The 25,459-nt window shown below is 34.5% G+C and carries 21 protein-coding genes and 1 riboswitch; of the genes, 8 read left to right on the top strand and 13 right to left on the bottom strand.

Features of this window, described 5'->3' with window-relative positions:
- Window positions 1-38 precede the first annotated feature (38 nt).
- The 3 genes from LNP04_RS09740 to LNP04_RS09750 all read right to left on the bottom strand — a co-directional run bounded on the left by LNP04_RS09740 (window position 39) and on the right by LNP04_RS09750 (window position 3,077).
- The gene (locus LNP04_RS09740) at window positions 39-530 is read right to left on the bottom strand and encodes a hypothetical protein (protein WP_229982776.1); all 492 of its coding nucleotides are present in this window, start codon (window positions 528-530) and stop codon (window positions 39-41) included.
- 82 nt (window positions 531-612) lie between these two features.
- Window positions 613-1,893 (bottom strand): methionine adenosyltransferase, encoded by a 1,281-nt coding sequence (metK, locus tag LNP04_RS09745; protein ID WP_229982777.1) that lies wholly within the window; start codon window positions 1,891-1,893, stop codon window positions 613-615.
- A gap of 233 nt (window positions 1,894-2,126) precedes the next feature.
- A complete protein-coding gene (locus LNP04_RS09750) occupies window positions 2,127-3,077 on the bottom strand; it encodes a LysR substrate-binding domain-containing protein (protein ID WP_229982778.1) in 951 nt (316 codons plus the stop codon).
- A gap of 130 nt (window positions 3,078-3,207) precedes the next feature.
- Between LNP04_RS09750 and LNP04_RS09755 the strand changes: the two genes are divergently transcribed.
- From LNP04_RS09755 to LNP04_RS09775, 5 genes are all read left to right on the top strand, one after another.
- Entirely contained in the window at window positions 3,208-4,695 is a 1,488-nt protein-coding gene (locus LNP04_RS09755) for a catalase (RefSeq protein ID WP_229982779.1), read from the top strand.
- 99 nt (window positions 4,696-4,794) lie between these two features.
- The gene (locus LNP04_RS09760; RefSeq protein WP_229982780.1) at window positions 4,795-5,562 is read left to right on the top strand and encodes an enoyl-CoA hydratase-related protein; all 768 of its coding nucleotides are present in this window, start codon (window positions 4,795-4,797) and stop codon (window positions 5,560-5,562) included.
- Between the two features lie 27 nt (window positions 5,563-5,589).
- A complete protein-coding gene (locus LNP04_RS09765) occupies window positions 5,590-6,021 on the top strand; it encodes a dCMP deaminase family protein (protein ID WP_229982781.1) in 432 nt (143 codons plus the stop codon).
- A 15-nt stretch (window positions 6,022-6,036) separates the two neighbouring features.
- Window positions 6,037-6,954, top strand: coding sequence for a site-specific tyrosine recombinase XerD (xerD, locus tag LNP04_RS09770; RefSeq protein ID WP_229982782.1), 918 nt, complete (start codon window positions 6,037-6,039; stop codon window positions 6,952-6,954).
- Window positions 6,951-7,466 carry an NUDIX domain-containing protein gene (locus LNP04_RS09775; RefSeq protein ID WP_229982783.1) on the top strand — a complete coding sequence of 172 codons (516 nt, stop codon included), beginning with the start codon at window positions 6,951-6,953 and terminating at the stop codon, window positions 7,464-7,466. Before xerD ends, LNP04_RS09775 begins: the two co-directional genes overlap by 4 nt.
- Before the next feature lie 81 nt (window positions 7,467-7,547).
- Here the strand turns inward: LNP04_RS09775 and LNP04_RS09780 are convergent, their stop codons facing one another.
- The 8 genes from LNP04_RS09780 to LNP04_RS09815 form a co-directional block, all read right to left on the bottom strand.
- Window positions 7,548-8,006, bottom strand: a complete 459-nt coding sequence (locus tag LNP04_RS09780; protein WP_229982784.1) for a heme-binding domain-containing protein — start codon at window positions 8,004-8,006, stop codon at window positions 7,548-7,550.
- Window positions 8,006-9,769 carry an Ig-like domain-containing protein gene (locus LNP04_RS09785; RefSeq protein WP_229982785.1) on the bottom strand — a complete coding sequence of 588 codons (1,764 nt, stop codon included), beginning with the start codon at window positions 9,767-9,769 and terminating at the stop codon, window positions 8,006-8,008. Before LNP04_RS09785 ends, LNP04_RS09780 begins: the two co-directional genes overlap by 1 nt.
- Before the next feature lie 25 nt (window positions 9,770-9,794).
- Entirely contained in the window at window positions 9,795-11,057 is a 1,263-nt protein-coding gene (locus LNP04_RS09790; RefSeq protein ID WP_229982786.1) for a serine hydrolase, read from the bottom strand.
- A 93-nt stretch (window positions 11,058-11,150) separates the two neighbouring features.
- Complete coding sequence (locus LNP04_RS09795; protein WP_229982787.1) at window positions 11,151-12,083, bottom strand: 2-hydroxyacid dehydrogenase; 933 nt, start codon at window positions 12,081-12,083, stop codon at window positions 11,151-11,153.
- A 117-nt stretch (window positions 12,084-12,200) separates the two neighbouring features.
- Window positions 12,201-12,722, bottom strand: coding sequence for an acyl-CoA thioesterase (locus LNP04_RS09800; protein WP_229982788.1), 522 nt, complete (start codon window positions 12,720-12,722; stop codon window positions 12,201-12,203).
- Window positions 12,710-13,471 (bottom strand): hypothetical protein, encoded by a 762-nt coding sequence (locus LNP04_RS09805; protein ID WP_229982789.1) that lies wholly within the window; start codon window positions 13,469-13,471, stop codon window positions 12,710-12,712. Before LNP04_RS09805 ends, LNP04_RS09800 begins: the two co-directional genes overlap by 13 nt.
- 282 nt (window positions 13,472-13,753) lie before the next feature.
- Entirely contained in the window at window positions 13,754-15,856 is a 2,103-nt protein-coding gene (locus LNP04_RS09810; RefSeq protein WP_229982790.1) for a TonB-dependent receptor, read from the bottom strand.
- A gap of 44 nt (window positions 15,857-15,900) precedes the next feature.
- Window positions 15,901-15,994, bottom strand: a riboswitch (TPP riboswitch).
- A 34-nt stretch (window positions 15,995-16,028) separates the two neighbouring features.
- The gene (locus LNP04_RS09815; RefSeq protein ID WP_229982791.1) at window positions 16,029-16,790 is read right to left on the bottom strand and encodes a WG repeat-containing protein; all 762 of its coding nucleotides are present in this window, start codon (window positions 16,788-16,790) and stop codon (window positions 16,029-16,031) included.
- Window positions 16,791-17,187: 397 nt separating this feature from the next.
- Between LNP04_RS09815 and LNP04_RS09820 the strand changes: the two genes are divergently transcribed.
- Both LNP04_RS09820 and LNP04_RS09825 read left to right on the top strand, forming a co-directional pair.
- Complete coding sequence (locus LNP04_RS09820) at window positions 17,188-19,968, top strand: bifunctional aconitate hydratase 2/2-methylisocitrate dehydratase (RefSeq protein ID WP_229982792.1); 2,781 nt, start codon at window positions 17,188-17,190, stop codon at window positions 19,966-19,968.
- Between the two features lie 444 nt (window positions 19,969-20,412).
- Window positions 20,413-22,680, top strand: coding sequence for an aconitate hydratase (locus tag LNP04_RS09825; protein WP_229982793.1), 2,268 nt, complete (start codon window positions 20,413-20,415; stop codon window positions 22,678-22,680).
- 49 nt (window positions 22,681-22,729) lie between these two features.
- On the opposite strand, the gene LNP04_RS09830 is transcribed toward LNP04_RS09825, so the two are convergent.
- Window positions 22,730-23,413, bottom strand: a complete 684-nt coding sequence (locus LNP04_RS09830; protein WP_229982794.1) for a LytTR family DNA-binding domain-containing protein — start codon at window positions 23,411-23,413, stop codon at window positions 22,730-22,732.
- The gene (locus tag LNP04_RS09835) at window positions 23,400-24,413 is read right to left on the bottom strand and encodes a sensor histidine kinase (RefSeq protein ID WP_229982795.1); all 1,014 of its coding nucleotides are present in this window, start codon (window positions 24,411-24,413) and stop codon (window positions 23,400-23,402) included. Before LNP04_RS09835 ends, LNP04_RS09830 begins: the two co-directional genes overlap by 14 nt.
- Window positions 24,414-24,571: 158 nt before the next feature.
- On the opposite strand from LNP04_RS09835, the gene LNP04_RS09840 reads away from it, so the two are divergent.
- The gene (locus LNP04_RS09840; protein WP_229982796.1) at window positions 24,572-25,411 is read left to right on the top strand and encodes a DUF5694 domain-containing protein; all 840 of its coding nucleotides are present in this window, start codon (window positions 24,572-24,574) and stop codon (window positions 25,409-25,411) included.
- The last annotated feature ends 48 nt before the right edge of the window (window positions 25,412-25,459 follow it).

The raw sequence follows: 25,459 nt of genomic DNA on the forward strand, positions 1-25,459 counted from the left end.
GCAATTATTAAATATTTAGAAGAAATATGTAAAAAAAACTACTTAAACATGTCATGTAAGAACGCTGTAGGAATATTTAGTGTGAAATTAATATTTAAGCCCTTTAATTCTTTTCCATTTAATCTAGAATCTGCGATAGAAAAAGCATATCCTCCTGTCAAATCTAAAAGCCCGAATAGCGAGACACCAATTTTTGGAGCAACATATTTGTTGGTTCCTTCAACACCAGCAAGAAAATAATAGGAATGTTTGAAATCTACATTTTTTTCAAAATTCAATAAAATATCAGCATTCACTTTCGGCATAATCGCAAATTCAGAATTGGCTGACCCCATTAATGCAGAAGCTCCCAATCTATAAATTACGTCGTCTGTCTTGAGAAAAAGCAATTTCCCTCCTACTTCACCAAAACTTTGATTTTGATATACATATCCTACATTCAACATTTTATGTATTGTTACCTGAGCTTTTGCAAAAACACTCATAACACACACACATACAATTGCCGCCACCCAACTAAAGTTCTTCATCTTATTTTATTTAAAACGTAAATTTAAAAAAAACTGCCTTATCTCATGAAGATAAAGCAGTTTAAATATGTTAAAAGAAATATTAAATTCCGAAAGCGGATTTAATTTCTTCTACTTTGTCTAATTTCTCCCAAGTAAAGAATTCTAAACCTGTAAGAGTTAATTCGTTTTTATGACCTTTGTTGAAAGTCTTATCAGCAACGAAATGCTCTCTTCCCATGTGACCATAAGAAGCCGTTTCCTGATAAATAGGATTTCTCAACTTCAAATTTTGCTCTATTGCATAAGGTCTAAGATCGAAAATGGTAGAAACTTTTTTAGCGATCTCACCATCATTTAATTCAACTTTAGAAGTTCCATACGTGTTGATGTACAAACCACAAGGTTCAGCAACACCGATAGCATAAGAAACCTGTACTAAAACCTCGTCTGCAACACCCGCCGCAACTAAGTTTTTAGCAATGTGTCTTGTAGCATAAGCAGCACTTCTGTCAACTTTTGAAGGATCTTTTCCTGAGAATGCGCCACCACCGTGAGCACCTTTTCCACCATATGTATCAACAATGATTTTTCTTCCTGTCAAACCTGTATCTCCGTGAGGACCACCGATTACGAATTTTCCTGTAGGATTGATATGATATTTGATTTTATCGTTGAACAAAGCTTTGATTTCTTCAGTCTGCAAAGCAACAACTCTAGGAATCAAAATATTTTTGATGTCTTCTCTGATTTTGTTCAGCATTTCTTCTTCAGCAGCAAAATCGTCATGCTGAGTGGAAACTACGATAGAATCAATTCTTACCGGTTTGTGATCGTCAGAGTACTCAATCGTTACCTGAGATTTCGCATCCGGACGAAGATATTTGATTTCAGAATCTTCTCTTCTGATTGCAGAAAGTTCTTTAAGAATCGTATGTGCGAGATCTAAAGCCAAAGGCATATAGTTAGACGTTTCATTCGTTGCATACCCAAACATCATCCCTTGATCGCCCGCGCCTTGCGCATTTGCTTTAGCTTCAAAAGACTCATCATTTACAGCTCTGTCAACACCCTGATTGATGTCCGGTGACTGTTCGTGAATAGCAGAAATTACACCGCAAGAATCACCGTTGAACATATATTCACCTTTTGTATAACCAATTCCGTTGATTACTTCTCTTGCGATTGTCTGAACATCAAGATATGCATCAGATTTTACCTCACCAGCCAAAACAACCTGACCTGTAGTAACCAAAGTTTCACAAGCTACCTTTGAAGTTTTGTCGTATGCTAAAAAGTTATCGATTAATGCATCGGAAATCTGGTCGGCAATTTTATCTGGATGCCCTTCTGAAACTGATTCAGACGTAAATAAATAAGACATATTATTCTTGTATTTTTAAAATTAAATGTAGAAGAAAAAAAATGAATAATTGCCCAGAAAAGCTAAAAAGAATATTCTGTTTTAGCATTTTTTTAGAGAGGTTGCAATCAGGTCAAATTTTTCCTCGTTATAAACGTCAGCAAATTTAAGTACTATTTTCCTAATACTCAAAACTTTTGCGTGGTATTTATAATTTTCTTGAAATTAATAGTTTAAATCAATATTGAAAAGCATTATTGAGGCTTGATGCTCACGTAATCTTTAGGGTTTTCATTAAAATTCAGTTTTTTAGTCAAAGAATCTTTGATGAAAGTTCTTAATTCATCGATGATTTTTTGTTTGAAAGTCGGCTTGTAATAAATAATGCTGATTTCTCTGTAAGGAAAAGGTTTTTTAAATCTGAAAACTTTATTTTTTTGTTCCTCAGACAATTGATTTAGTGCCAATTCTGGTAAAATACTGATTCCACCAACTTTATCAACCATGTGAACCAAAGTCTGAATATTAGAAGCTAAAAACTCAAGATTTTTAGGCTTTAACCTGTTTTCCTTTAAATGGCAGATGTTTTCAAATTGATTTCTCAAGCAGTTACCTTCTTCCAAAAGCCAAACTTTTTCTACATTCAATTCGTCAGGAACAATAAATGTATTTTTCTTATTCGCCTCAGTATCCGAACTGTAAATCATCAGTTCTTCATTAAATAAGAAATCCTGATAAAATTCGTTGGCATTGTCATAAGGTGTAGAAATAATTCCTGCATCTAATTCACCAGCCTTTAAAGCTTTGATAATATTATCAGTGGTCATTTCTTTTACATTCATCAAAATCTTAGGATTTTCTTCCAGGAAATGGAAAATTTCAGTTGGTAAGATAAACGATGAAACTGTTGGAATAATTCCCAAGTTAATTGTTCCTCCTAAAATATTATTTAATAAATTCGCTTTATTTCTAAGTTCGTTTACCCCTTCAATAATAACTTTAGCCTGATCAATAATCTGTAATCCCACGTCAGTAGTACGAATCGGGTGGGTCGTTCTGTCAAAAACCTTCACATCCAGCTCATCTTCAAACTTCTGTATCATTGCGCTTAATGTAGGTTGAGTTATAAAACACGCCTGAGCAGCTTTACCAAAATGTTTATACTTATCGACAGCGATAAGATATTCCAATTGCTGAATGTTCATTTGATTAATATTATCTATGACAAAGATATGACGTTTTTAGCATAACCAATAAAAATTTCTACTAAATTTGATAAATATTAGGCTGGCAACAGCTCTTGAAAACTGAAAAAATCAATCAAATTATAACTCTATGGATTCTAAAAAATTAACATCAAGCAGCGGTGCTCCGTACTTTGAGCATCAGGATTCTCAAACTGTAGGCTCAAGAGGCCCGGTTTTGTTACAGGACTTTATTCTACAGGAAAACCTTGCGCATTTTGTGAGAGAAAGAATTCCCGAAAGAATTGTTCACGCAAAAGGTAGCGGCGCTTATGGAAAATTTACTGTTACTCATGATATTTCACAATATACAAAAGCAAAACTTTTTTCTCAGGTAGGAAATTCTTGTAAAATGTTTGCCCGCTTTTCAACTGTGGGTGGTGAAAAAGGAAGTGCAGACACCGCAAGAGATCCTCGTGGATTTGCTTTAAAATTCTATACAGAAGATGGAAACTGGGATTTAGTAGGGAACAACACTCCGGTTTTCTTTATTAAAGACGCTAAAAAATTCCCAGATTTTATTCATACTCAAAAGAGAGTTCCTAAAACCAACTTAAAAAGTGCAACAATGATGTGGGATTTCTGGAGTTTAAATCCGGAATCGCTTCATCAGGTTCTAATCCTAATGTCTGAAAGAGGTACGCCTTACGGTTACAGACACATGCACGGTTTCGGGTCGCATACATTCTCGATGATTAATGCAGAAAATCAGAGAACATGGGTGAAATTTCACTTTAAAACAAAACAAGGAATTAAAAACTTCACCAACGAAGAAGCTACAAAAATGGCAGGAGAAAATCCTGATTTCGCTCAGGAAGACCTTTGCAACGCAATCGATAACGGTGATTTCCCAAAATGGACGATGTACATCCAAGTAATGACCGAAGAACAGTCAAAAGAATTCAGATGGAATCCTTTTGATATTACAAAAGTATGGTCTCAGGCAGATTTCCCTTTAATTGAAGTGGGCGAAATGGAATTGAATGAAGTTCCTGTTAATTATTTTGCCCATGTAGAACAATCAACCTTTTCACCAAGTAATTTAGTTAACGGAATTAGTTTTTCACCAGATAAGATGCTCCAAGGAAGATTATTCTCATATCCCGATGCTCACAGATACAGAGTGGGGGTAAATGCACATCAATTGGAAGTAAATAGATGTCCGTTTGCAGTCAATAATTATCAAAGAGACGGATTTATGGCAGACTCAAGTGAATACCAGGACAAACCTAATTACCATCCTAACAGTTTTGACGACATCCAACCCGATTCATCTTATAAAAATTTCGAATATGAATTAGACAATAATCATGTTGCAAACTATAACCGTAACGAAAATGATGATGACCACTACACTCAACCCGGATTATTGTATACAAAAGCAATGAATCAGGAAGACAGAGATCGTTTGGTTCATAATATTATCGACAATATGAGCGGTATCGACGGTCCGAAAAGAGATGAAATTATCAACCGACAGTTGTGTCATTTTTTCCGTGCAAACATTGAGCTTGGCATGAAAGTGGCTTCTGGTTTACACATCAATATTGATTCAAACATGATGAATCATTTAAAATAAACTATTATAAATAAACAAAAAAGGGAAAAAAAATAATTTTTTCCCTTTTTTTTGCAAAATAATTTTTAATTTGCAGGTTATTAAAGATATAGATCGCTAATGAGTTACGAAAATATAATTTTAGGCAGAGAAGACAAGACTGCTATCATCACAATCAACAGACCTGAAAGCCTAAATGCATTGAATGCAAAGACAATAAAAGAAATCAGTTCTGCGTTAGATGAGTTAGCGTCTCACCATGAGGTTAGGGTTATTATATTGACAGGAAGCGGAGAAAAATCTTTTGTAGCAGGAGCAGATATTAAAGAATTCAGTGATTTTAATCAAGAAAAAGCTGAAGAATTAGCAAGAAATGGGCAAAATATTCTTTTCAACAAAATTGAAAACTTATCAAAACCAGTAATTGCTGCTGTAAACGGCTTCGCTTTGGGCGGAGGTTTAGAATTAGCAATGTCTTGCCATATCAGATATGCATCTGAAAATGCAAAGCTTGGTCTTCCTGAAGTTACTTTGGGGTTGATTCCTGGATACGGAGGTACACAGAGACTTCCAAAACTAGTAGGAAAAGGAATAGCCAACGAGATGATTTTCTCAGCTAAAATGATTCCTGCGCAAAGAGCAAAAGAAATTGGTTTGGTAAACGAGGTCTTCCCTATCGAAGAATTGTTGAACAAGACAAAAGAATTAGCAAAAACAATTGCAAATAATTCTCCAATGGCAATTTCCAGAGCAATACAAGCCACCAATCTGTCTGACACGGATAAAGGTTTTGAAACTGAAATTAAATATTTCGGAGAACTTTTTGAATTAGAAGACAAAAAAGAAGGAGTTTCCGCTTTCATTGAAAAAAGAAAGCCTAACTTCTAATATCACAAATTATTTCGAAAAAACGCAATGCAGATGTACAATAAGTTTGACAAAGCTTATCTGAAAATGGCTCTTGAATGGGCAAAACTTTCCTACTGTGAAAGGAAGCAAGTAGGAGCTCTTATCGTAAAAGATAGGATGATTATTTCAGATGGTTACAATGGTACCCCTTCTGGATCTGAGAACTGCTGTGAAGACGAAAACGGTAAAACACACTGGTACGTACTGCACGCAGAAGCAAATGCGATTTTGAAACTAGCCGGCTCTAATCAATCAGCCCGGGGAGCAACTTTATACCTCACGCTCTCCCCATGCAAAGATTGTAGCAAACTGATACTGCAGGCAGGCATAGAAAAACTCGTATATATTAATGCGTATTCAGATAACGAAGGAATATCATTTTTACAAAGCCACGGAATTGAAATAATACAAGTTTCCGAGAATGAATTAAAAACTTAAAAAAAACACAACACAATGACTTGGGATGAAAAAATTAAAGATTTCGAAATTTTTCTAAGATTTGAAAGAAACTTTTCAGAAAACACATTAGACGCTTACGTTCGCGACATCAAAAAACTTAAAGATTACGCAGAAGAAGACCTTCAAAACGTAGGTCCTGACGTGATTGCGTATGAAAATCTTCAGGAGTACATTTTTACACTTTCTAAGCAGAAATTCAGCGAAAGATCACAGGCAAGATGGATCTCTTCTATCAAAGCATTTTTCAGATTTCTTTTGGAAGACGAAATTCGCGAAGACAACCCTTCAGCATTGCTGGAAGGTCCAAAATTGGGTTTATATTTACCTGATACCTTAAGCCTTTCAGATATTAATAAAATTATTGATGCTATTGAAATTCACACCGACCTTGGAAAAAGAAATCATTGCATCATCGAAGTTTTATACGGTTGCGGAATTCGTGTTTCTGAACTAATAGATATTAAAATCTCGAATATCAATTTTAAAGAAAATTACATTAAAGTTGTAGGGAAAGGTAATAAAACGCGTTTCGTTCCTCTTGCAAATTACACTGCAGATTTACTACAAAATTATATTACTGAGGTACGTTCTACCATTAAGATTAATAAGAAACATGAAGATACTTTGTTTTTAAACAGCAGAGGAACTTCTATGTCTCGTGTGATTGTATTCATTATCATTAAAGAACTTACTGATAAAGCTGGAATAAGTAAGAAAATATCACCGCATACTTTCAGACATTCATTTGCTACACATTTACTGCAAAACGGCGTAGACTTGCGCTACATACAAGAAATGCTAGGTCATTCGAGTATTACAACTACTGCAGTTTATACACATCTGAAAACTGAAGAGCTACGTGATGTTATCTTAAATTATCATCCACGAAATAAGGCTAAACTTACTGAATGAAAATATTGAAATTTTGCCCAAACTGTGGCAAAGAATCATTGAATTGGGACGGCGAAAAAAAATGGAGCTGTCCCAATTGCAATTTCAACTTATACAATAACGTTGCCGGAGCTGTTGCTGTCGTAATAAGATGTGGCAACGAAATTTATCTTACCCGACGAAATCAGGAACCTAAAAAGGGAAAACTTGACCTCGCAGGTGGCTTTGTAGACCCTAAAGAAAGTGCAGAAAACACTTGCAAAAGAGAACTTTTTGAAGAACTTCAGTTAGAAATTGATGTTACAAATCTTAAGTATCTTACGAGCCTTCCCAATGTTTATCAGTATAAAGAAATTGATTATAATACCATCGATTTGTTTTACGAATACAATGTTTCAGAAAAATTTGAAGTCAATTTAGAACTCTCAGAAATATCAGAAACCCAATGGATTCCTGCTTCAGAAATTAATCTTGATGATATTGCCTTTGATTCGCAAAAAATATTTTTTGAAGAATACTTAAAGAATTTTTAAGCCTAAAATAATTTCCCACACGTTTTAAAACAATCAAAATTTTGGTAACCTTTTAAAATGTGTGGGATTTTTGTTTTTAGTCTAATAAGATTTAGACTTCAAAATTTCCTCAAAATAATTAATCAAAACAGTTCTTTCTGCTTCAGATAAGTTAGCTTCGTCGTGATAAACAATATATGCAGGCATTGGCATTGATTTATTCTGAAGCGTCTGTACAGCCTTTTTAAGCATACTTTCTTTCAAATCTTTGTTATAAGCATTCCAGACTGAAAAATTAAGATGTTCTCTTCCTTCATTCACATGATCTTTCACCGACCATGAGAAAGGTGCTATGTAAGCATATTTCGGGTAAACTGTTTCGTTAGAATGACAGTCATAACAAGCGTTTTTCAGTAATCCGACAACTTTTGAAGGTGATTTTTTAACTTCGATAAAGTTGACAGAACTATTTACGGGCTGATTGATCTTATCTGTGGGTATAAATTGTATCAGCGCAAAAGCCACCAGACTCCAGAACACTATTTTTTTGAATGTTTCCATTATCTCGTAAGTTGTGGCGTTCTAGTTCTTGTACCTGACTGTGTAGGATTATTTAAAGTACCATTATTGTTATTAAAACCTGGCTGCGGTTGTTCCGTATCTTCATTATTCTTTTTAGGAGCTTCTTTAATGCCTTCAAAAGTTCTTTTATCATTGAGATCCCACTCTTCTTTAGACTCCCACAAAGGCCTCGCTACAACCATTTTGTAATACAAATATGAATCTTCTGCAAAAACCTGATTGACGAAATCGGCTTCATCCCATCGTTTATTGCCATTATTGTCTACCAAAATTCTTACGATGTAGTCGCCCGGTTTTACAATATCAAATTTAACATTACTCCCACTGGTATATTTTTGATAAACTGCCTTTTCTGATGTATCTAACAGTTGAATCCAATATTTTGTAGTAGGCGCATTGGTAAGCATAAAATTAAAACTTCCATAATTTTCAACTTTATCTGCTTCAAAATCGAATCTTTTAGACTCAGCATTTTTTTCGTAATAAGAAGAAACGGTGGTTTTAGGAATTGTCAACTGATATTTTTTTCCGGCAATAAAATCAGACTGAACCAAAATTTCGTAAGGATTAGATTCAGATATTTTAGCTGTGAAATTCTGGGTGGTAAGGCTGTCTACTTTTAAAGTCCATTTTTCTGGGCTTATCTTATCAACTACATAATTTGAAACCAACCTGAAATCGCTTTTGGGAGGAAGTATTGAACCACCGATATTGTTATCGACTGTCATTGTATTTTTTGCATTATACTTATAAAAAACCGATGTAGAATCTTTTCTCTCGTCTGCTTCGTAAGCAAATTTGAGATTCTCAGTAACCGTTTGTCCGACATTACTTTTCACTGCATCAAACCAAATTCGTACAGAATCTGATTTTGGCGTATGTGTTACTTTATAATCCTGAAGTTTTTCGTTTTTAGAAACCACTTTCACTTCACCCGGATTTCCTTCAAATGACATCAAAATACCACCCTGAATTTCTTTCAGTTCAGGTTTTTTAAATAACTTTTTAGATGGATACAGTTTTAAATTTAAACCTGAAATCGACTTTTCAATGTTTACCGTATCTTTCTGAAAACCTATTTTCTCCTTTCCCGGATCATAAATGGAGTTTCCGTTTTCATCGTCAAATGCTATGATTTTAAATTTACCCGGAGCCAGATAATTAAGCTCGTAATATCCGTCATCATCTACTTTTGTGATGTAATAAGGTTTCTTTTTATAATCAATCGTATCTTTTAATTGATACAAACCGACAACCATTTTATTTTCGCTGCTATTCTGTTTTTTAATCGTAAAAGCGTCTTTTACTTCACCACTAATGTAAAGATCATCCAGTTTTTCACCTGTAGAAAATGCAAAATTATAATATCTTAATATATTAGATTCACTGTTATCTGCAATTGAATTTCCGAAATTAAAATTATAAGTTGTATTTGCCTGAAGTGTATCTGACCACTGAATGATTAAATATTTATTGGCAATATTTGAAGGTAGAATTCTTGTGATATTCTCTATGGGTGGAGAGATGTTTAGATTTTTATTAATGTCTTTTAATGTAATGTATTCATCAAAATCTATTCTCAGTTCTTTAATATCTCTTCTCACATTAACTCTGGTCGTGTCAATATTTGAACTTAAAAACTGCGGAGCCAAAGTATCTTTCGGCCCGCCAACCGGCGAACCGACTCTTGCGCAAGAATGCACAAGAAAACTGACAATCAGTAAGAGAAGGATTCTTTTCATGAATATATTTGAGCAAAAATAAACATTATTCTCCAAAAACCTCAGTTCCGGTTTTCAAAGTATCCTTATTATCATTCATAATGTGATTCAGCTTATCTTTCTGAGGCGGAAAATCTTCGAATAACCCTGAAAGTGCCAATGCAGAATACACTTTTCCTGAATATTTATTACCAATGGCAACGATGGTCACTTTAGATTTTAAAAGATGAGCAAAAACCGAGTTTGTTCCGTGCCACCATCCGTTGTGATACGTCAATTTTTCACCATTATCAAAAATTTTCATTCTGAATCCTAAACCGTAATTGTTTTGTCCCGCCTTCTCATTACTGTAAGGTTCGAAAATCATCTCTTTCAATTCTGGCTTTAAAAAATCTTTTGAAAACATCGCTTTTGAGAAACTGTACAGATCCCTTGGCGTAGTGTAAACATTTTTATCCCCATAAATTAGATCTAAACGATCCAAAGGATACAATCTGTTTCCACCGTAATAAAATGATTGTGCTGCAGTCGGAATGTCTTTTTCCTGAAAAATGTAACTTTTCGTCATCTTTAAAGGTGTGAAAACCATCTCCTGCATGGCTTGTGGAAAAGGTGTTTTCGTTACTTTTTCAATCAACAATGCGAGAAGTGCAAAGTTGGTATTGCAATACATAAAACCAGTATCAGTATCTCTTGCCAATTCAGGTTTGTATTTGATGATCATATTCAGAACATCCTGATTGGTAATATATTTTTTTGAAAGTTCCGCCGGAGCCGGTTGAATTTTTGTAATGAAATATTCGTATTTTGGAAGTCCGCTTCTTTGGTCTAGTAAAGTCTGAACCGTCACTTTCGGATAAGGAAACCCCGGAAAATGTTGAGTTAAATGATCTGATAATTTTATTTTTCCTGCCTCTACCAATTTCAGCATTGCCATTGCCGTCAAAGTTTTAGAAACTGACGCCACGTGCAAAGGGGTGTTTTTATCAATCGGCATTTGATTACCTTCTCTCGCAAAACCTCTATAATTTTCAAAGAGAATATCATTTCCTTTTGCAATCAGAATTCCGCCGCTTAGGTCACTTCCTTCCCAAACTTTCTTATAATACTGATCGATATAGTTAACAATAAAGTCTTTGTTTGAAAGAATAGCATCTTCCGGAGAAAATACTTTTCCTAAATCTACATTTCCGTAATTGGGCAGATTTGTGGTGTTTTCTGAGACAGATTCTTGGTTTTCGGATTTGTTTTTACAGGAAAAAAGGAATAAAAATAGGGTTGTAACAAGTATAAAAGTAAGCTTCTTCATGAGTTTCAAAAATGAGTGGCAATTTAATAAAACTCAAAATGAATCGTGAAAAATCATTGTAAATTGTGAATTATTTAACATAATCCGAATTGCTTAATTCGAATAAGAAGCTAAAATTTTATCAACAATTATCTGCGCCAATTTTTCTTTGCTCTGGTGCGTCCAACCAGCAATATGAGGCGTCACAATAGCCTTTTCAGAGTTTAAAAGATATTGTAAATCTTCATTTTCTGTTTCCAGATTTTCGAATGAAGCCTTTTCGTATTCTAAAACATCAAGACATGCTCCTTTTACCTTTCCTGATTTTAAAGCTTTAACTAAACTTTTCGTTTCTACATTCTTTCCTCTTGCCGTATTTACAAAGTAGAAATCATTTTTCATCTCAGAAATAAATTCAGCATCCACCAAATAATTTGTTGAATATGTCAAAGGAATATGCAGGCTCAGAACCTCAGCTTTTTCTTTCAACTCTTCTAAAGAAACCTGTGTCGCAAATTTATCTGAAAGATTGGGAAGGATGTCATGGAAAATCACTTCGCACCCGAAGCCTGAAAGTCTTTTGGCAGTTGCTTTTCCCATATTTCCGTAACCAATCAATCCGACGGTTTTTCCGAGTAATTCGTCACCACGGTTTTCTTCACGCAGCCAGATCCCGTTTTTCACTTCGTTTGAAGCAATGAAAAGTCGGTTCATTAAAATCAATAACATTCCGACAACGTGTTCTGCAACAGAATCTCTGTTTCCTTCGGGAGAATTGATCAGTTGAATTCCTAATTTTTCAGCAATGGGTATATCAATATTTTCCATTCCCGCTCCTACTCTTGCGATGAACTTAAGATTTTTTGCTTTCTCTAAAAAGTTTTGGTCTAAAGGAATTCTACTCCTGATAATAACTCCATCATAATTTTCAATCTTCTGGCAAACTTCATCATAAGAAGACATAAAATCTTCTTCCAGAATAAAGTTTTTTTCTAAAAGTTGTTCGGTGATGAGTGGGTGATTTTTGTCTAGAAGGAGAATCTTCATTTTTTTTTAAAATTAACTATTGATATTTTACCTTAAAATTCTACGACTCTGCTCAGAATGATTTTTATATTTTATCAAGCTAAGCAGAGTCGTAGATTTTCTATTAATTTATTTATTTTAAGAAGGATCTTGAAATAATTTCTTAAGCTCAACAGATTCAGAAGGTTTCATTCTTCCTGAAAGAATCAGAGAAAGTTCTTTTCTTCTTAATGCAGCATCAAATCTTTCTATTTCAAGTTCAGTTTCCGGTTCCATTGCCGGGATTGGAATAGGTCTATTAAACTCATCCACGGCCACGAAAGTGTAAATTCCTTTATTGGTCTGAATTTTTTTATGATTAATAGGGTCATCCAACCAAACATCAACATAAATTTCCATTGATGTTGAGAATGCACGCGAAACTTTAGATTCCATCACAACAATTCCACCTTCCGGAATTGGATGATCGAATGAAACGTGGTTTACAGACGCCGTTACTACTCTTCTTTCGCAATGTCTGGTTGCTGAGATGGATGCACAACGATCCATTCTTGCCAATAATTCGCCGCCGAAAAGATTTCTCAACTGATTGGTATCATTGGGAAGTACGATATTGGTCATCACCGTCAGAGATTCTGACGCTTTTTTTATTTTTGCCATCTTGATTTTCTTTTTTGAGAACTTGGTTTCCAAGTTTTTGCAGCTTGTTTTATTGAATCTTTTCTTAAAGAATCTGCCTTAAAAGCTTTAATTGAATCTGCTTTTTTTATCTGAACTGAATCAATTTTTACCGGAATTTTCTTTTCAATCCTTTTCGTTTTGGTCTGTACAGAAACGTCATCAAAAGATTTTTTTCCGAAAATCAATTCCTGCTGGGTGTATGCTAAATACAACATTCCTAAAACCGGAACGATAAAAAGGAAAATCCAAAGAATTGATTTATTGAATTTGTAATCTTTCTCTATATTTTTAGGCGTTTCGAAAGTTTCCCCTTTGTTAATATCTGAAAAGTGAATTTCTTCTAAACCATAAAAATCAGGATGATCAGATTCTAAACGGTTTCCTTTAAAATGAAGCTGTCCGTCTTCGATGAAAATAGTTCCGAGATCCTGAATCTCTAAAACCTGTTCTGCCTGCAGTTTTTTCTTCCAAAAATCAGTTTGAATTTGCAATTCGTTTTCTGCCGCTTCTTTTGAAACCGCTTTCTGACTGCTGATAAACTGAACCAAATTATCAGATAAAACCTGATAATCAGAATGAAACGCAATTTTGGTAGAGGGAGGGAGGATGCTTCCGTTTTCTGAATTGAGGACTGCTTTAGAATTTTCCAGAGAAAATACACCAAACTTCGGAACGGTGACCGTTCCAAATTGTTTCAAATAGTCTAAAATGTAAGCTGAAATATTCATTTGACGGCAAATTTATAACTTTTTCGTGACTTTTTCAGAGATTTGTTTGCAATATAAACGATGGAATGCTTCCCACGGATTACATAGATCAACACAGATTTTTTTTTCGAACAAACTTAAAATTTGTCATACCTCAACCGCTTGATCTGTGAAAATCTATGAAATCTGTGGGAATAGCTTTTTGTCATTTAATTGAAAACAAAAAAGACTGCCGAAGCAGTCTTTAAAAAAATTAATCTGAACTTTATTGAAATATAATAATATGAAATGGTGTATAATTAATTACTGAATTTTCCAACTAACGCCAAACATAAAGTTGGTTCCTGCCTGAGAAAAATATATGGGTCCGTCATAAACATAACCGTTGTTGACATATTTCTGATTAAAAATATTATTGACCAACAATTTTAAAGCAACATCATGTTTTGCAATTTTAAATTGATACTGAGCATTAAAATCTGTCAGAAAATAATCTTTCAACTGCAAATCCTGGGTTTCTGTATTATCTAAATACTGATTCCCAACATATTGATTCATCAAAGCAAACTGCAAATTATGGGTAGGATTAAATCTCAAACCTAAATTGGCAATTACATTGGGTGAGAAAGATATTTCCGTGTTTCCTAATTGATTAATTCCTGTTTCGTTTTCAATTCTGAAATCAAGATTTCTGTTTTGGCTCAAACTTACATTTCCAGAAACTTCCCATTGCTTTGAAAGTTTAGCCAAAGCACCGACTTCAATACCTCTTCTGAAACTTTTCCCTGAATTGGTTCTGATGAATTCTCCGATATTGCTGATCTGTCCGTTTAAAACCAACTGATTCAGGTAATACATATAATATAGATTGGCTGTGAAAGCGACTTTCCCGAACTGCTTCTCAAAACCCGCTTCAAAATCATGTAGCTTTTCTGATTTTACATCATTGTTTGCAATCAAATCATCACGATTCGGTTCTCGTTGCGCATGAGCATAAGAAACGAATACTTTTCCGTTACCTAATTTATAATTGACACCAGCTTTTGGATTAAAAAATAGCCAGTTTTTATTTAAATCTGCCCCTTCGTCATCGCCTGCCATTAAGATTTTCGTATCATAATCGATGTTTCTTAATTGTAGATCTCCGAAGAATTCGAAATCATTTACTTTAACCAAGGCTTTAGCAAAACCCGCCACTTCATTTTTCACAGAACGGTTTCTGTAATATTCATGCTCCTGAATCTGCGGAACAAAAACATCTGTTACATTTCCATAATGTCTTCCGTAATACTGATTTCCGACAACGCCGAAATTCAGATCAAGATTATCAAACTTTCCGTATAGTGTTGAAACAATACCGTAGAAATCATTATTCAGCCATTTTTTTCTGATAAAATCAGAATACTCGTCACCATTGAAATCAGGCAGGGCATATCTTGCATAAGGATCTCCCTGTTTATAATTTTCGTAATACCCTCTTCCTTTAGTGTAGTGCAAAGTGGTTTCTAAACTCCATCTTTCATTCAAACCTTGCTCCCAAAGTAATTGATAATGATTTTGTCTGTAATTATCAGTTTCGTTATCATAAAATCCGACTACATTTTCCCAGTTTGCATCATAGATTGCACCTGAAATATTGTATTTAGGATTGGTTTCCCATGTTTTCCTGTCGACTCCGTTCCAGGCCTGATAGGTTTTTTCTTTTCCACCAAATGCCATCAGACGAAGCTTCGTTTTTCCTTCTTCAAATAAAGCAGTAAAATTGTAAGAATTTAAATCTGAAAAAGCTCGGTCGATATAACCGTCAGAATGAATGTGAGAATATCTTCCCATCACAGAAAGACGGTCTTTCCAGAATTTACCAGAACCTACCTCAGCAGAATATTTGTATGTATTAAATAAACCGTAGCTGTCATCTGTTTTAAAATAAAACTTTTCTTCAGGCTCTTTAGAAATCACATTGATACTTGCCCCGAAAGCCGAAACTCCGTTGTTGGAAGTTCCCACACCTCTTTGTATCACAATCTGAGACGCTGAGCTCGTAAGATCCGGAACGTTGACAAAGAAAGTTCCCTGACTTTCAGAATCGTTGAACGGAACACCATTCATCATCACGTTAATTCCTCTTCCTGCAACCCCACGAATTCTAAAACCCGTGTATCCAACGCCATTTCCAGCATCGGAAGTTGAGATAATTGAGGTTTGATTTTTTAAGAGAATTGGTAAATCCTGCCCAAGGTTTCTGCCATCCAAATCCTTCTGTACATTGATGATTTCCTTGGCAACCGGCAATCTTTTGGTAAAGTTGACAGCTTCGATTTCTCTGACTTTCAGAGAATCTGTATTCTGAGTTTGTGCAAAACCCATAGAACTTGCGGTAAGTCCTAAAAAAATAAATCCTTTCATTCTTATAAATTTTTAAAATTTAATGGAATAAAAGGGGATCGATAAGATATTATGATACAACATCCCTAAACAGCATTACCCGTTCCAGGTTCATTGGGTATAATCTCAGCCCCCATTGGAGCACCCCTTTAATTTCAGCGCAAAATTACAAAAATTTGATGATGTTACAAATTTAATAGGATTTGTTATTGGAATCAATATAGTAATAGTTGATATCATCTTTAGTCACTTCAAACATTTTCCCCAATTTCCAGCTATAGTTTCTTTTGATATCAGCATATTCAAATGGAATGATAATATTGTTGTTGACATCGATGATGCCAAATTTATCCTTATGCGAAGCCACAATCATAGGATTTGACAAATCATCACCTTCTAAAATATGTAAATATTCATATTTTGGATAAATTTTAAAATGCGAGCGGTCAGATGGGTTACTAAACTTAGAATCTTCTATAATTCCATACGAGCCATTTAAAATATAAGCATGAAAAAGTTGTTTTTTAAATTCAGTCTGACACTTTCCCAAATCTGCATTTTTAAATTGGTATAATCTTTTTCCGGCCTGATTGATTCTGTATGAAATACCGTTCTTTTCAACTGTCGCAAAATTAGACGTGCCAAACTTCTTGGCTTTAGGATTTGGTGAATTTAAAAGATTGCAATCTTCAGCAAAAAACATGGCAATGTGGTACTCGGGAGTCACTACGAATTTACCTTTTTGATTGACATATCCAAAATTACCATTTAATTTTTGCGGAATTAATAAAGGAACATTTTCATTAATAACCACCAAATTACTTTCAGGTTTTTTCTTAACAATCTGTTTTACCGGATTCTTCTTAACAACTAACTTATTACTTTTCAAAACCTTAGACTGAGCAACGAAACTCATTGATAAAAGAATAAAAATAACATTGAAAATTTTCTTCATGATTGTTTGTGTTCAAAATATCTGCCAAAAATAGAAAATATAAAACACATATTTATACAGAATCTAAATAATTTAGACCAAAAAAAATATTAAAATTCCGTATTTTTGGGAACATTTTTAAATGTTTGATAATATTAAAACGTTTTTAAGCCACAACATTTGATTGCAACACATCAAAAGCCACCCAAACGTTTTATCCGAAAAGAGTTTTTGCGGCGAGACAGATTGCAGGTAAACCACTTACATTTTCAGAGAAAGTCCTTTTACTATTTACCCATTGGGACAGATTATTATCTCTCATTTTTAGAAATGGTGTAGATCATACAGCTTGCTTCTGTACTTTCAGATGGCAACTATTCAATATCTACCTTTAATTTTTTAAAAAGAACTTCTATTTATGAATATTTATCAGGATTACATCCAAGAGATTGAAGAAAGAAAAACTCAGGGTCTTCACCCAAAACCAATTGATGGTGCCGAACTTTTAAGCGCAATCATTTCACAAATTAAAGATACCAATAACGAATACAGAGCAGATTCTCTGAAATTCTTTATCTACAACAGTTTACCGGGTACAACACCTGCTGCTGTTGTGAAAGCTCAGTTTTTAAAAGAAATCATTTTAGGTGAATCCGTATTAGAAGAAATAACTCCTGCTTTTGCATTCGAGTTATTATCTCACATGAAAGGTGGTCCTTCAATCAAAGTATTGTTGGATTTAGCTTTAGGTAACGATGCTAATATTGCTAAAGAAGCTGCAAACGTTCTAAAAACTCAGGTTTTCCTTTACGAAGCTGACACAGATCGTTTAAAAGAAGCATTCCATAACGGTAACGAAATTGCAAAAGAACTTATTGAAAGCTATGCACAGGCTGAATTCTTCACAAAACTACCAGAAGCTCCTGAAGAAATCAAAGTAGTTACCTATATTGCTGGTGAAGGTGATATCTCGACAGATTTATTATCACCTGGAAATCAGGCGCACTCAAGATCAGACCGTGAACTTCACGGAAAGTGCATGATGACTCCACAAGCTCAAGAAGAAATTAAAGCTTTGCAGGCACAACATCCTGACAAAAGCGTGATGTTGATTGCTGAAAAAGGAACGATGGGAGTTGGTTCATCAAGAATGTCTGGTGTAAACAACGTGGCACTTTGGACTGGTAAACAGGCTAGTCCTTATATTCCATTTGTGAATTTTGCACCAATTGTTGGTGGAACAAATGGTATTTCTCCAATTTTCCTGACGACAGTTGACGTGACTGGTGGAATTGGAATCGATCTACAAAACTGGGTAAAAAAACTAGATGCAGAAGGTAATATTATCCGTAATGAAAACAACGAACCAATTCTTGAGGAAGTTTATTCTGTAGCTACAGGAACTGTTCTTACGATTAACACAAAGACTAAAAAATTATACAATGGCGACCAGGAATTGAAAGATATTTCTAAGTCATTCACGCCGCAAAAGATGGAATTTATCAAAGCTGGCGGATCTTACGCAATTGTCTTTGGTAAAAAATTACAAACTTGGGCTTCAGGTATTTTAGGAATTGAAATTCCTACAGTTTATGCTCCCTCAAAAGAAATTACTAAAGAAGGAGTCGGTCTTACTGCTGTTGAAAAAATATTTAACAAAAATGCTGTTGGTTTAGCTCCGGGCAAAGTTTTACACGCAGGTTCAGACGTTCGTGTTGAAGTAAATATAGTTGGCTCACAAGATACAACCGGTTTGATGACTGCACAGGAATTGGAATCTATGGCAGCAACAGTAATTTCTCCAATTGTTGACGGTGCTTACCAATCTGGATGTCATACAGCATCAGTTTGGGACAAAAAAGCGCAGGCAAACATTCCTAGATTGATGAAATTTATGAATGATTTCGGTTTGATCACTGCAAGAGATCCGAAAGGTGAATATCATGCGATGACAGACGTTATTCATAAAGTTTTGAATGATATTACGATTGACGAATGGGCAATCATCATCGGAGGTGACTCTCACACAAGAATGTCTAAAGGTGTAGCTTTTGGAGCTGACTCAGGAACTGTTGCTTTGGCATTAGCGACTGGTGAAGCATCGATGCCGATTCCGGAATCTGTGAAAGTAACTTTCAAAGGTGACATGAAACATCACATGGATTTCCGTGATGTAGTACATGCGACTCAATTGCAAATGTTACAGCAGTTCGGAGGAGAAAACGTATTCCAGGGTAGAATTATCGAGGTTCACATCGGAACACTTCCTGCTGATCAGGCATTTACATTTACAGACTGGACTGCAGAAATGAAAGCAAAAGCTTCAATCTGTATTTCTGAAGACGACACTTTGATCGAATCATTGGAAATTGCAAAAAGTAGAATCCAGATCATGATCGACAAAGGAATGGATAATCACAATCAGGTTCTTCAGGGATTAATCAACAAAGCAAACAAAAGAATTACAGAAATTAAGTCAGGTGAAAAACCAGCGTTAACTCCGGATTCAAATGCTAGTTATTATGCAGAAGTAGTTGTTGATCTTGACATTATTGTTGAGCCAATGATTGCTGACCCAGATGTAAATAACGAAGATGTTTCTAAAAGATATACTCACGACACCATCAGAGATTTGACTTATTATGGAGGTGACAAAAAAGTAGACCTTGGTTTTGTAGGATCTTGTATGGTTCACAAAGGCGATTTAAAAATTGTTTCTCAAATGCTAAGAAACATCGAAAAAAGAGATGGTAAAGTTGAGTTCCTTGCACCACTTGTTGTTGCAGCTCCAACTTATAACATCATCGATGAATTAAAAGCTGAAGGTGATTGGGAATTATTAGAGAAATATTCAGGTTTTGAATTTGACGACAATGCTCCAAAAGGTGCAGCACGTGTTGAGTATAAAAACATGATGTATCTTGAGCGTCCAGGATGTAACCTTTGCATGGGTAACCAGGAAAAAGCCGAAAAAGGAGATACCGTTTTGGCAACATCTACCAGACTTTTCCAGGGAAGAGTGGTTGAAGATTCTGAACGTAAGAAAGGAGAATCTTTATTGGCTTCTACACCAGTGGTTGTATTGTCTGCCATTATTGGAAGAATTCCAAGCATTAAAGAATACAAAGCAGCAGTTGAAGGTATTGACTTGACTACTTTTATACCATCTATCAAGGAATTGGTTACCGTTGGTCATTAATTGATTTTTAAATAAAAGTCAAAAGGCTTTTTAAATATAAATGGAAGACTTCAAAAAGAAATCTTCCATTTTTTGTTTAGAACGTTTCCATTTAAGCCTCATCTTATTTATTTTATCTTAAATCAATAACCGAAATTTTATTTTTTCTTAACTTGATAGTTAGAAATAATCTCAGTCATTCATCATATTTATCTCTTATTATAGATGGAGGAACAGTATTTGATGAATCACATACGAATATAATTTTCTGAAATAAATTTAATCTGATTGCTGAACCTTTGAATACTTTGCTGAGTTTACGCCTTTGCGAACTTTAAAAACATTTAGTAGCCAGGAAAATATTTGTGCACTTTGCTTAAAAATTAAACATTATGTTTTAAAAAGAAGATTTATTAAATTTAAATAACAGAAGATTTATTGAAAACAGAAAAATTAAATTAAGATATGACTTTCGACATTGACATGATCAAAAAAGTGTATGAGCGTTATCCTGAACGTATTGCAGCAGCAAGACAGATCACAGGAAAACCGTTGACACTTTCAGAAAAAATTCTTTACACACACCTGTGGGAAGGAAACGCAACAAAAGAACATGAAAGAGGAAATTCTTACGTGGATTTCGCTCCGGACAGAGTTGCCATGCAGGATGCAACAGCTCAGATGGCTCTTTTACAATTTATGCAGGCAGGAAAAGCTAAAGTGGCTGTTCCGTCGACCGCTCATGCAGATCACCTGATTCAGGCAAGAGTGGGTGCAGAATCAGATTTACAGGAAGGAATCAACAAGAACTCTGAAGTTTTCAACTTCTTGGGTTCTGTTTGTGATAAATACGGAATCGGTTTCTGGAAACCGGGAGCCGGAATTATTCACCAGGTTGTTTTAGAAAACTATGCATTCCCTGGAGGAATGATGATCGGAACTGATTCTCACACGGTAAATGCAGGAGGATTAGGAATGGTTGCCATCGGAGTTGGTGGTGCTGATGCCGTAGATGTAATGGCAGGAATGGCTTGGGAGCTTAAAATGCCTAAGCTTATTGGTGTAAAATTAACCGGAAAAATGTCTGGCTGGACTTCAGCAAAAGATGTTATCTTAAAAGTTGCAGGAATCCTTACCGTAAAAGGTGGAACAGGATGCATTGTAGAATATTTCGGAGAAGGTGCTCAATCTTTATCCGCAACAGGTAAAGGAACAATATGTAACATGGGTGCAGAAATTGGTGCTACCACTTCTACTTTCGGATATGACGATTCTATGAGAAGATATCTTGCTTCTACAGGAAGACAGGATGTTGTAGATGCAGCAGACAAAATTGCAGAACACTTAACAGGTGATGCTGAAGTTTATGCAAACCCTGAACAGTATTTCGATCAGGTCATTGAAATTAATCTTTCAGAATTGGCTCCACACTTGAACGGACCTTTCACTCCGGACTTGGCGACTCCCGTTTCTGAATTTAAAGCTAAAGCTGAAGCCAACGGATGGCCAATTGAAGTTGAATGGGCATTGATTGGATCGTGTACAAACTCCTCGTATGAAGATTTATCAAGAGCTGCTTCTATTGTTGAAGATGCAGTAGCGAAAGGCGTAAAACCAAAAGCTATTTTAGGAATCAACCCAGGTTCTGAGCAGGTAAAATTTACCGCAGAAAGAGACGGATTCCTTGATTCTTTCAGAAAATTTGAAAATGCAAGAATCTTTACCAATGCTTGCGGACCCTGTATCGGACAATGGGACAGAGAAGGCGCTGAAAAAGGAGAGAAAAACTCCATCATTCACTCATTCAACAGAAACTTTGCAAAAAGAGCTGATGGAAACCCAAATACTCACGCTTTCGTAGCTTCACCAGAAATGGTAGCGGCAATTGCAATCTCAGGAAGATTAGATTTTAACCCAATTACAGATACGTTAACCGCTGAAAACGGAGAGCAAATAAAATTAAATGAACCAAGCGGTTCTGAACTACCAGCCAAAGGTTTTGACGTTGGAGACAATGGTTATCAGGCTCCTTCAGAAGACGGTTCGTCAGTTGAAGTGAAGGTAAGTCCAACTTCAGACAGACTTCAGTTATTAGAAGAATTCCCGGCTTGGGATGGTAAAAACATTACCGGAGCGAGAGTTTTAATAAAAGCTTTCGGAAAATGTACAACTGACCATATTTCTATGGCAGGACCTTGGTTGAAATACAGAGGTCACCTTGATAACATCTCAAACAACATGTTGATCGGAGCTGTAAACGCATACAACATGGAAACCAACAAAGTAAAAAACCAGTTAGACGGTGCTTACGGTGAAGTACCTGCTGTACAAAGAGCGTACAAAGCTGCAGGAATTCCTTCGATTGTTGTAGGAGATCAGAACTATGGTGAAGGTTCTTCAAGAGAGCACGCCGCAATGGAGCCTAGACATCTTGGTGTAAAAGCTGTTTTGGTAAAATCATTTGCAAGAATCCACGAAACTAACTTGAAAAAACAAGGGATGCTGGGATTAACTTTTGCTGATGAATCAGATTATGATAAAATTCAGGAAGATGATGTGGTTAACTTCTTAGATCTGGATCAGTTTGCTCCGGGGAAACAGTTGACATTGGAATTTATTCATACAGATTCTACGAAGGATATTGTAATGGCAAATCACACGTATAACGATCAACAGATTGATTGGTTTAAAGCAGGTTCTGCTTTGAATTTGATTAAGCAACAGGAAAACTAAAATTTCTATTATATATAATGAAAGCAACTTCAAAATTGGAGTTGCTTTTCTATTTCAGTTTTTCCAAAAGATTTGATTTGTACATATCTCCGATTGGAACTTCATGCCCTGAATTGAGCATGATCTTTTTTGAACCTAAACTTTTTATTTCGTTTAAATTTAAAATAAAAGATTTATGAACTCTTGTAAAATTTTTAGGAAGTTGATTTTCTAGAGATTTTAAAGTTTCTAAAACAATATACTCCTGAACTTCAGTTTTGATGTTGACATAATCTTTAATGCTTTCCACATACAAAATATCATCAGAATTGATTCGATGCTGTTGACCGGAAGATTTTACGAAAAAATGGCTAAGTTCTTTTATTTCATCCAAAGGAAAACGTTCCTGAGCTTTCAGGACACTTTTATTGAATCGTTCAAAAGAAATAGGTTTTAAAAGATAATCAACAATATTATGTTCGTAGCCTTCCAAAGCATATTCGGAATAAGCGGTCGTCAAGATATATTTCTGCTTATCACCTAAGATTTTCATGAAATTAATTCCCGTCAGTTCCGGCATTTGAATATCTAAAAACACAAGGTCAGCTTCATTTTTCTGAATAAATTCTAGAGCTTGAATAGGATTTTCTGAAGAGAAAACAAGTTCGAGAAATGGAATTTTCTCGACATAATTTTCAAGAAGTGAAACAGCAAGCGGCTCGTCGTCTACAATAATGCATTTAATTTTCTTCATTCAAATCAATCTTTAAATCTATTTTAAAATCAGTTTCGGTTTCAGTTATATTCAATTCGTATTTTTTAGGATACAAAATTTCAAGACGCTTTTTCACATTTCCAATTCCGATTCCAGAAACTGTGTCTTTCATTCTTTCTTTTTTGAAATTTAAAAGATAAAAATGCAGAATTTTATTTTCATCTGAAATTTTCATTTCAAAACCTTTATTTCTAAAATCTCCGTGCTTAAAAGCATTTTCAACAAACGGAATTAAAATCATAGGCGAAATATTCAGCATTGGATGATTTAATTTTTTTTCAACATTCAATAATTCAGGATGTTTGATTCTTAGTTTTTCTAAAGCTATTAAACTGTCGAGATAGCCGATTTCTTTATCTAAAGTAATAAAATCTTTCTCAAGATCTTTTGTGCTGTATCTTAATAATTGCCCTAATTCTTCAATTGCAGGCAACGCTTTTTCTGAATTTTGATAAACGAGAGAATATATATTATTTAAAGTATTAAAAATAAAATGCGGATTAATTTGAGTTTTCAAAGCCTGCAATTCAGCATTTTTCTTAGCCTTCACCAATTCCGTTTTTTCTACTTCCGTTTTTATAAAATATCTGAAAAACCAAAACGTAGTACTTATAAAAATCGTTGTGCTGCTGTAAAAGATATTATCAAAATAATAATAAATGAATTGTGTTCCTTCTGCATAATTTCTGATTCCGAAAAAAGTTGGCAAAAACCATTCTTCCATAAAATATCGGACACCGACAAAACAACTTGCACTTAGGAAAAACACAATCACCGATTTATAAATTTTATTTCCGTCAAAAAATTTAGGAACAACCACAAAATAATTTACATAGAAACAAATGATGCTTGTTAGAAAGAAAGTTATATTAAAGATTGTATTTCTAGAATCGAAGGCAAAATAAGGAATAATAACAGACCCGGTAACATAGATCGTCCAAAAGAAAATATGCAAATAAAAAAGTTTATTGATTTTCATGGAACAAAAATAGATTTTCTCTTAAATTTCTTATCATTTTTTCGATAAACAGTTCATTTTTCCCGATGAAACTGATTTTATCCCGTTTCATCTTCAATTGATCGAAACCCTATTTTATTGTATTTCTCATAACGATAATTTTGTCAAAAATAAATCCTATGAAAGCACTATTATACACATTCATACTTTGTTTATCAGTATTAATTTCTGCACAGAAAAAACCTTCGGAATATTTTACAAATCAAAAAACTAAAGTTTTGGTTGTTGGTTCATTCCATTTTGATTATCCTAATCTTGATGCTCATAAAACCGAAAAAGGCGATCAGGTAGATGTTTTATCGCCAAAAACGGCAAAAGAAGTCACTGAACTTATTGATTATATTAAAAAATTTAAACCTACAAAAATTGCGATCGAAGCATGGCCAAACTGGAATGCCAATCAAAAATTAAGAGAATACAAAGAAGGCAAACACACCAATCAAAGAGATGAACGTTTTCAGATTGCAATGCGCATTGCAAAAGAGCTTAATTTGAATGAATTATATAGCATTGATGCCAATTCTGTTTTGGATGATCTTGGAGAAAAATTTGGCAAGAAAGACTCTCTATATTTTAAAAATTTAGGTGCGGATTATGATTTTGTAAGCGATGATATTATTTCAAAACAGTATAACAATTTTTTTAAAAATACGGAACGAAAAAACTTCCAATCAATTTTAGATCTTTTCAAATTTATGAACAGCAAAGAATATCATCAGTATGAATATGGTGCTTATCTAAGTGGAGATTTTAAACTAAGAGAACATGATGGTGCAGATATGCTGGCTTTGTATTGGTATGACAGAAATCTCAGAATGTTCAGAAATATTCAAAACATTCCACATACTTCAGAAGATAGAATATTGGTGGTTGCAGGAAATGGCCATGCTTCAGTTTTAAGACAACTATTTACCTCATCACCAGAGTTTGATTATATAGAATTTGATTCATTAAAATAAAGTGTAGAGTTAGTTTTGTAACAAATCATCTTTTTCTTCGTCTAACAG

The sequence above is a fragment of the Chryseobacterium sp. C-71 genome (assembly GCF_020911865.1).
In the GTDB taxonomy this organism is placed as follows: Bacteria; Bacteroidota; Bacteroidia; order Flavobacteriales; family Weeksellaceae; genus Chryseobacterium.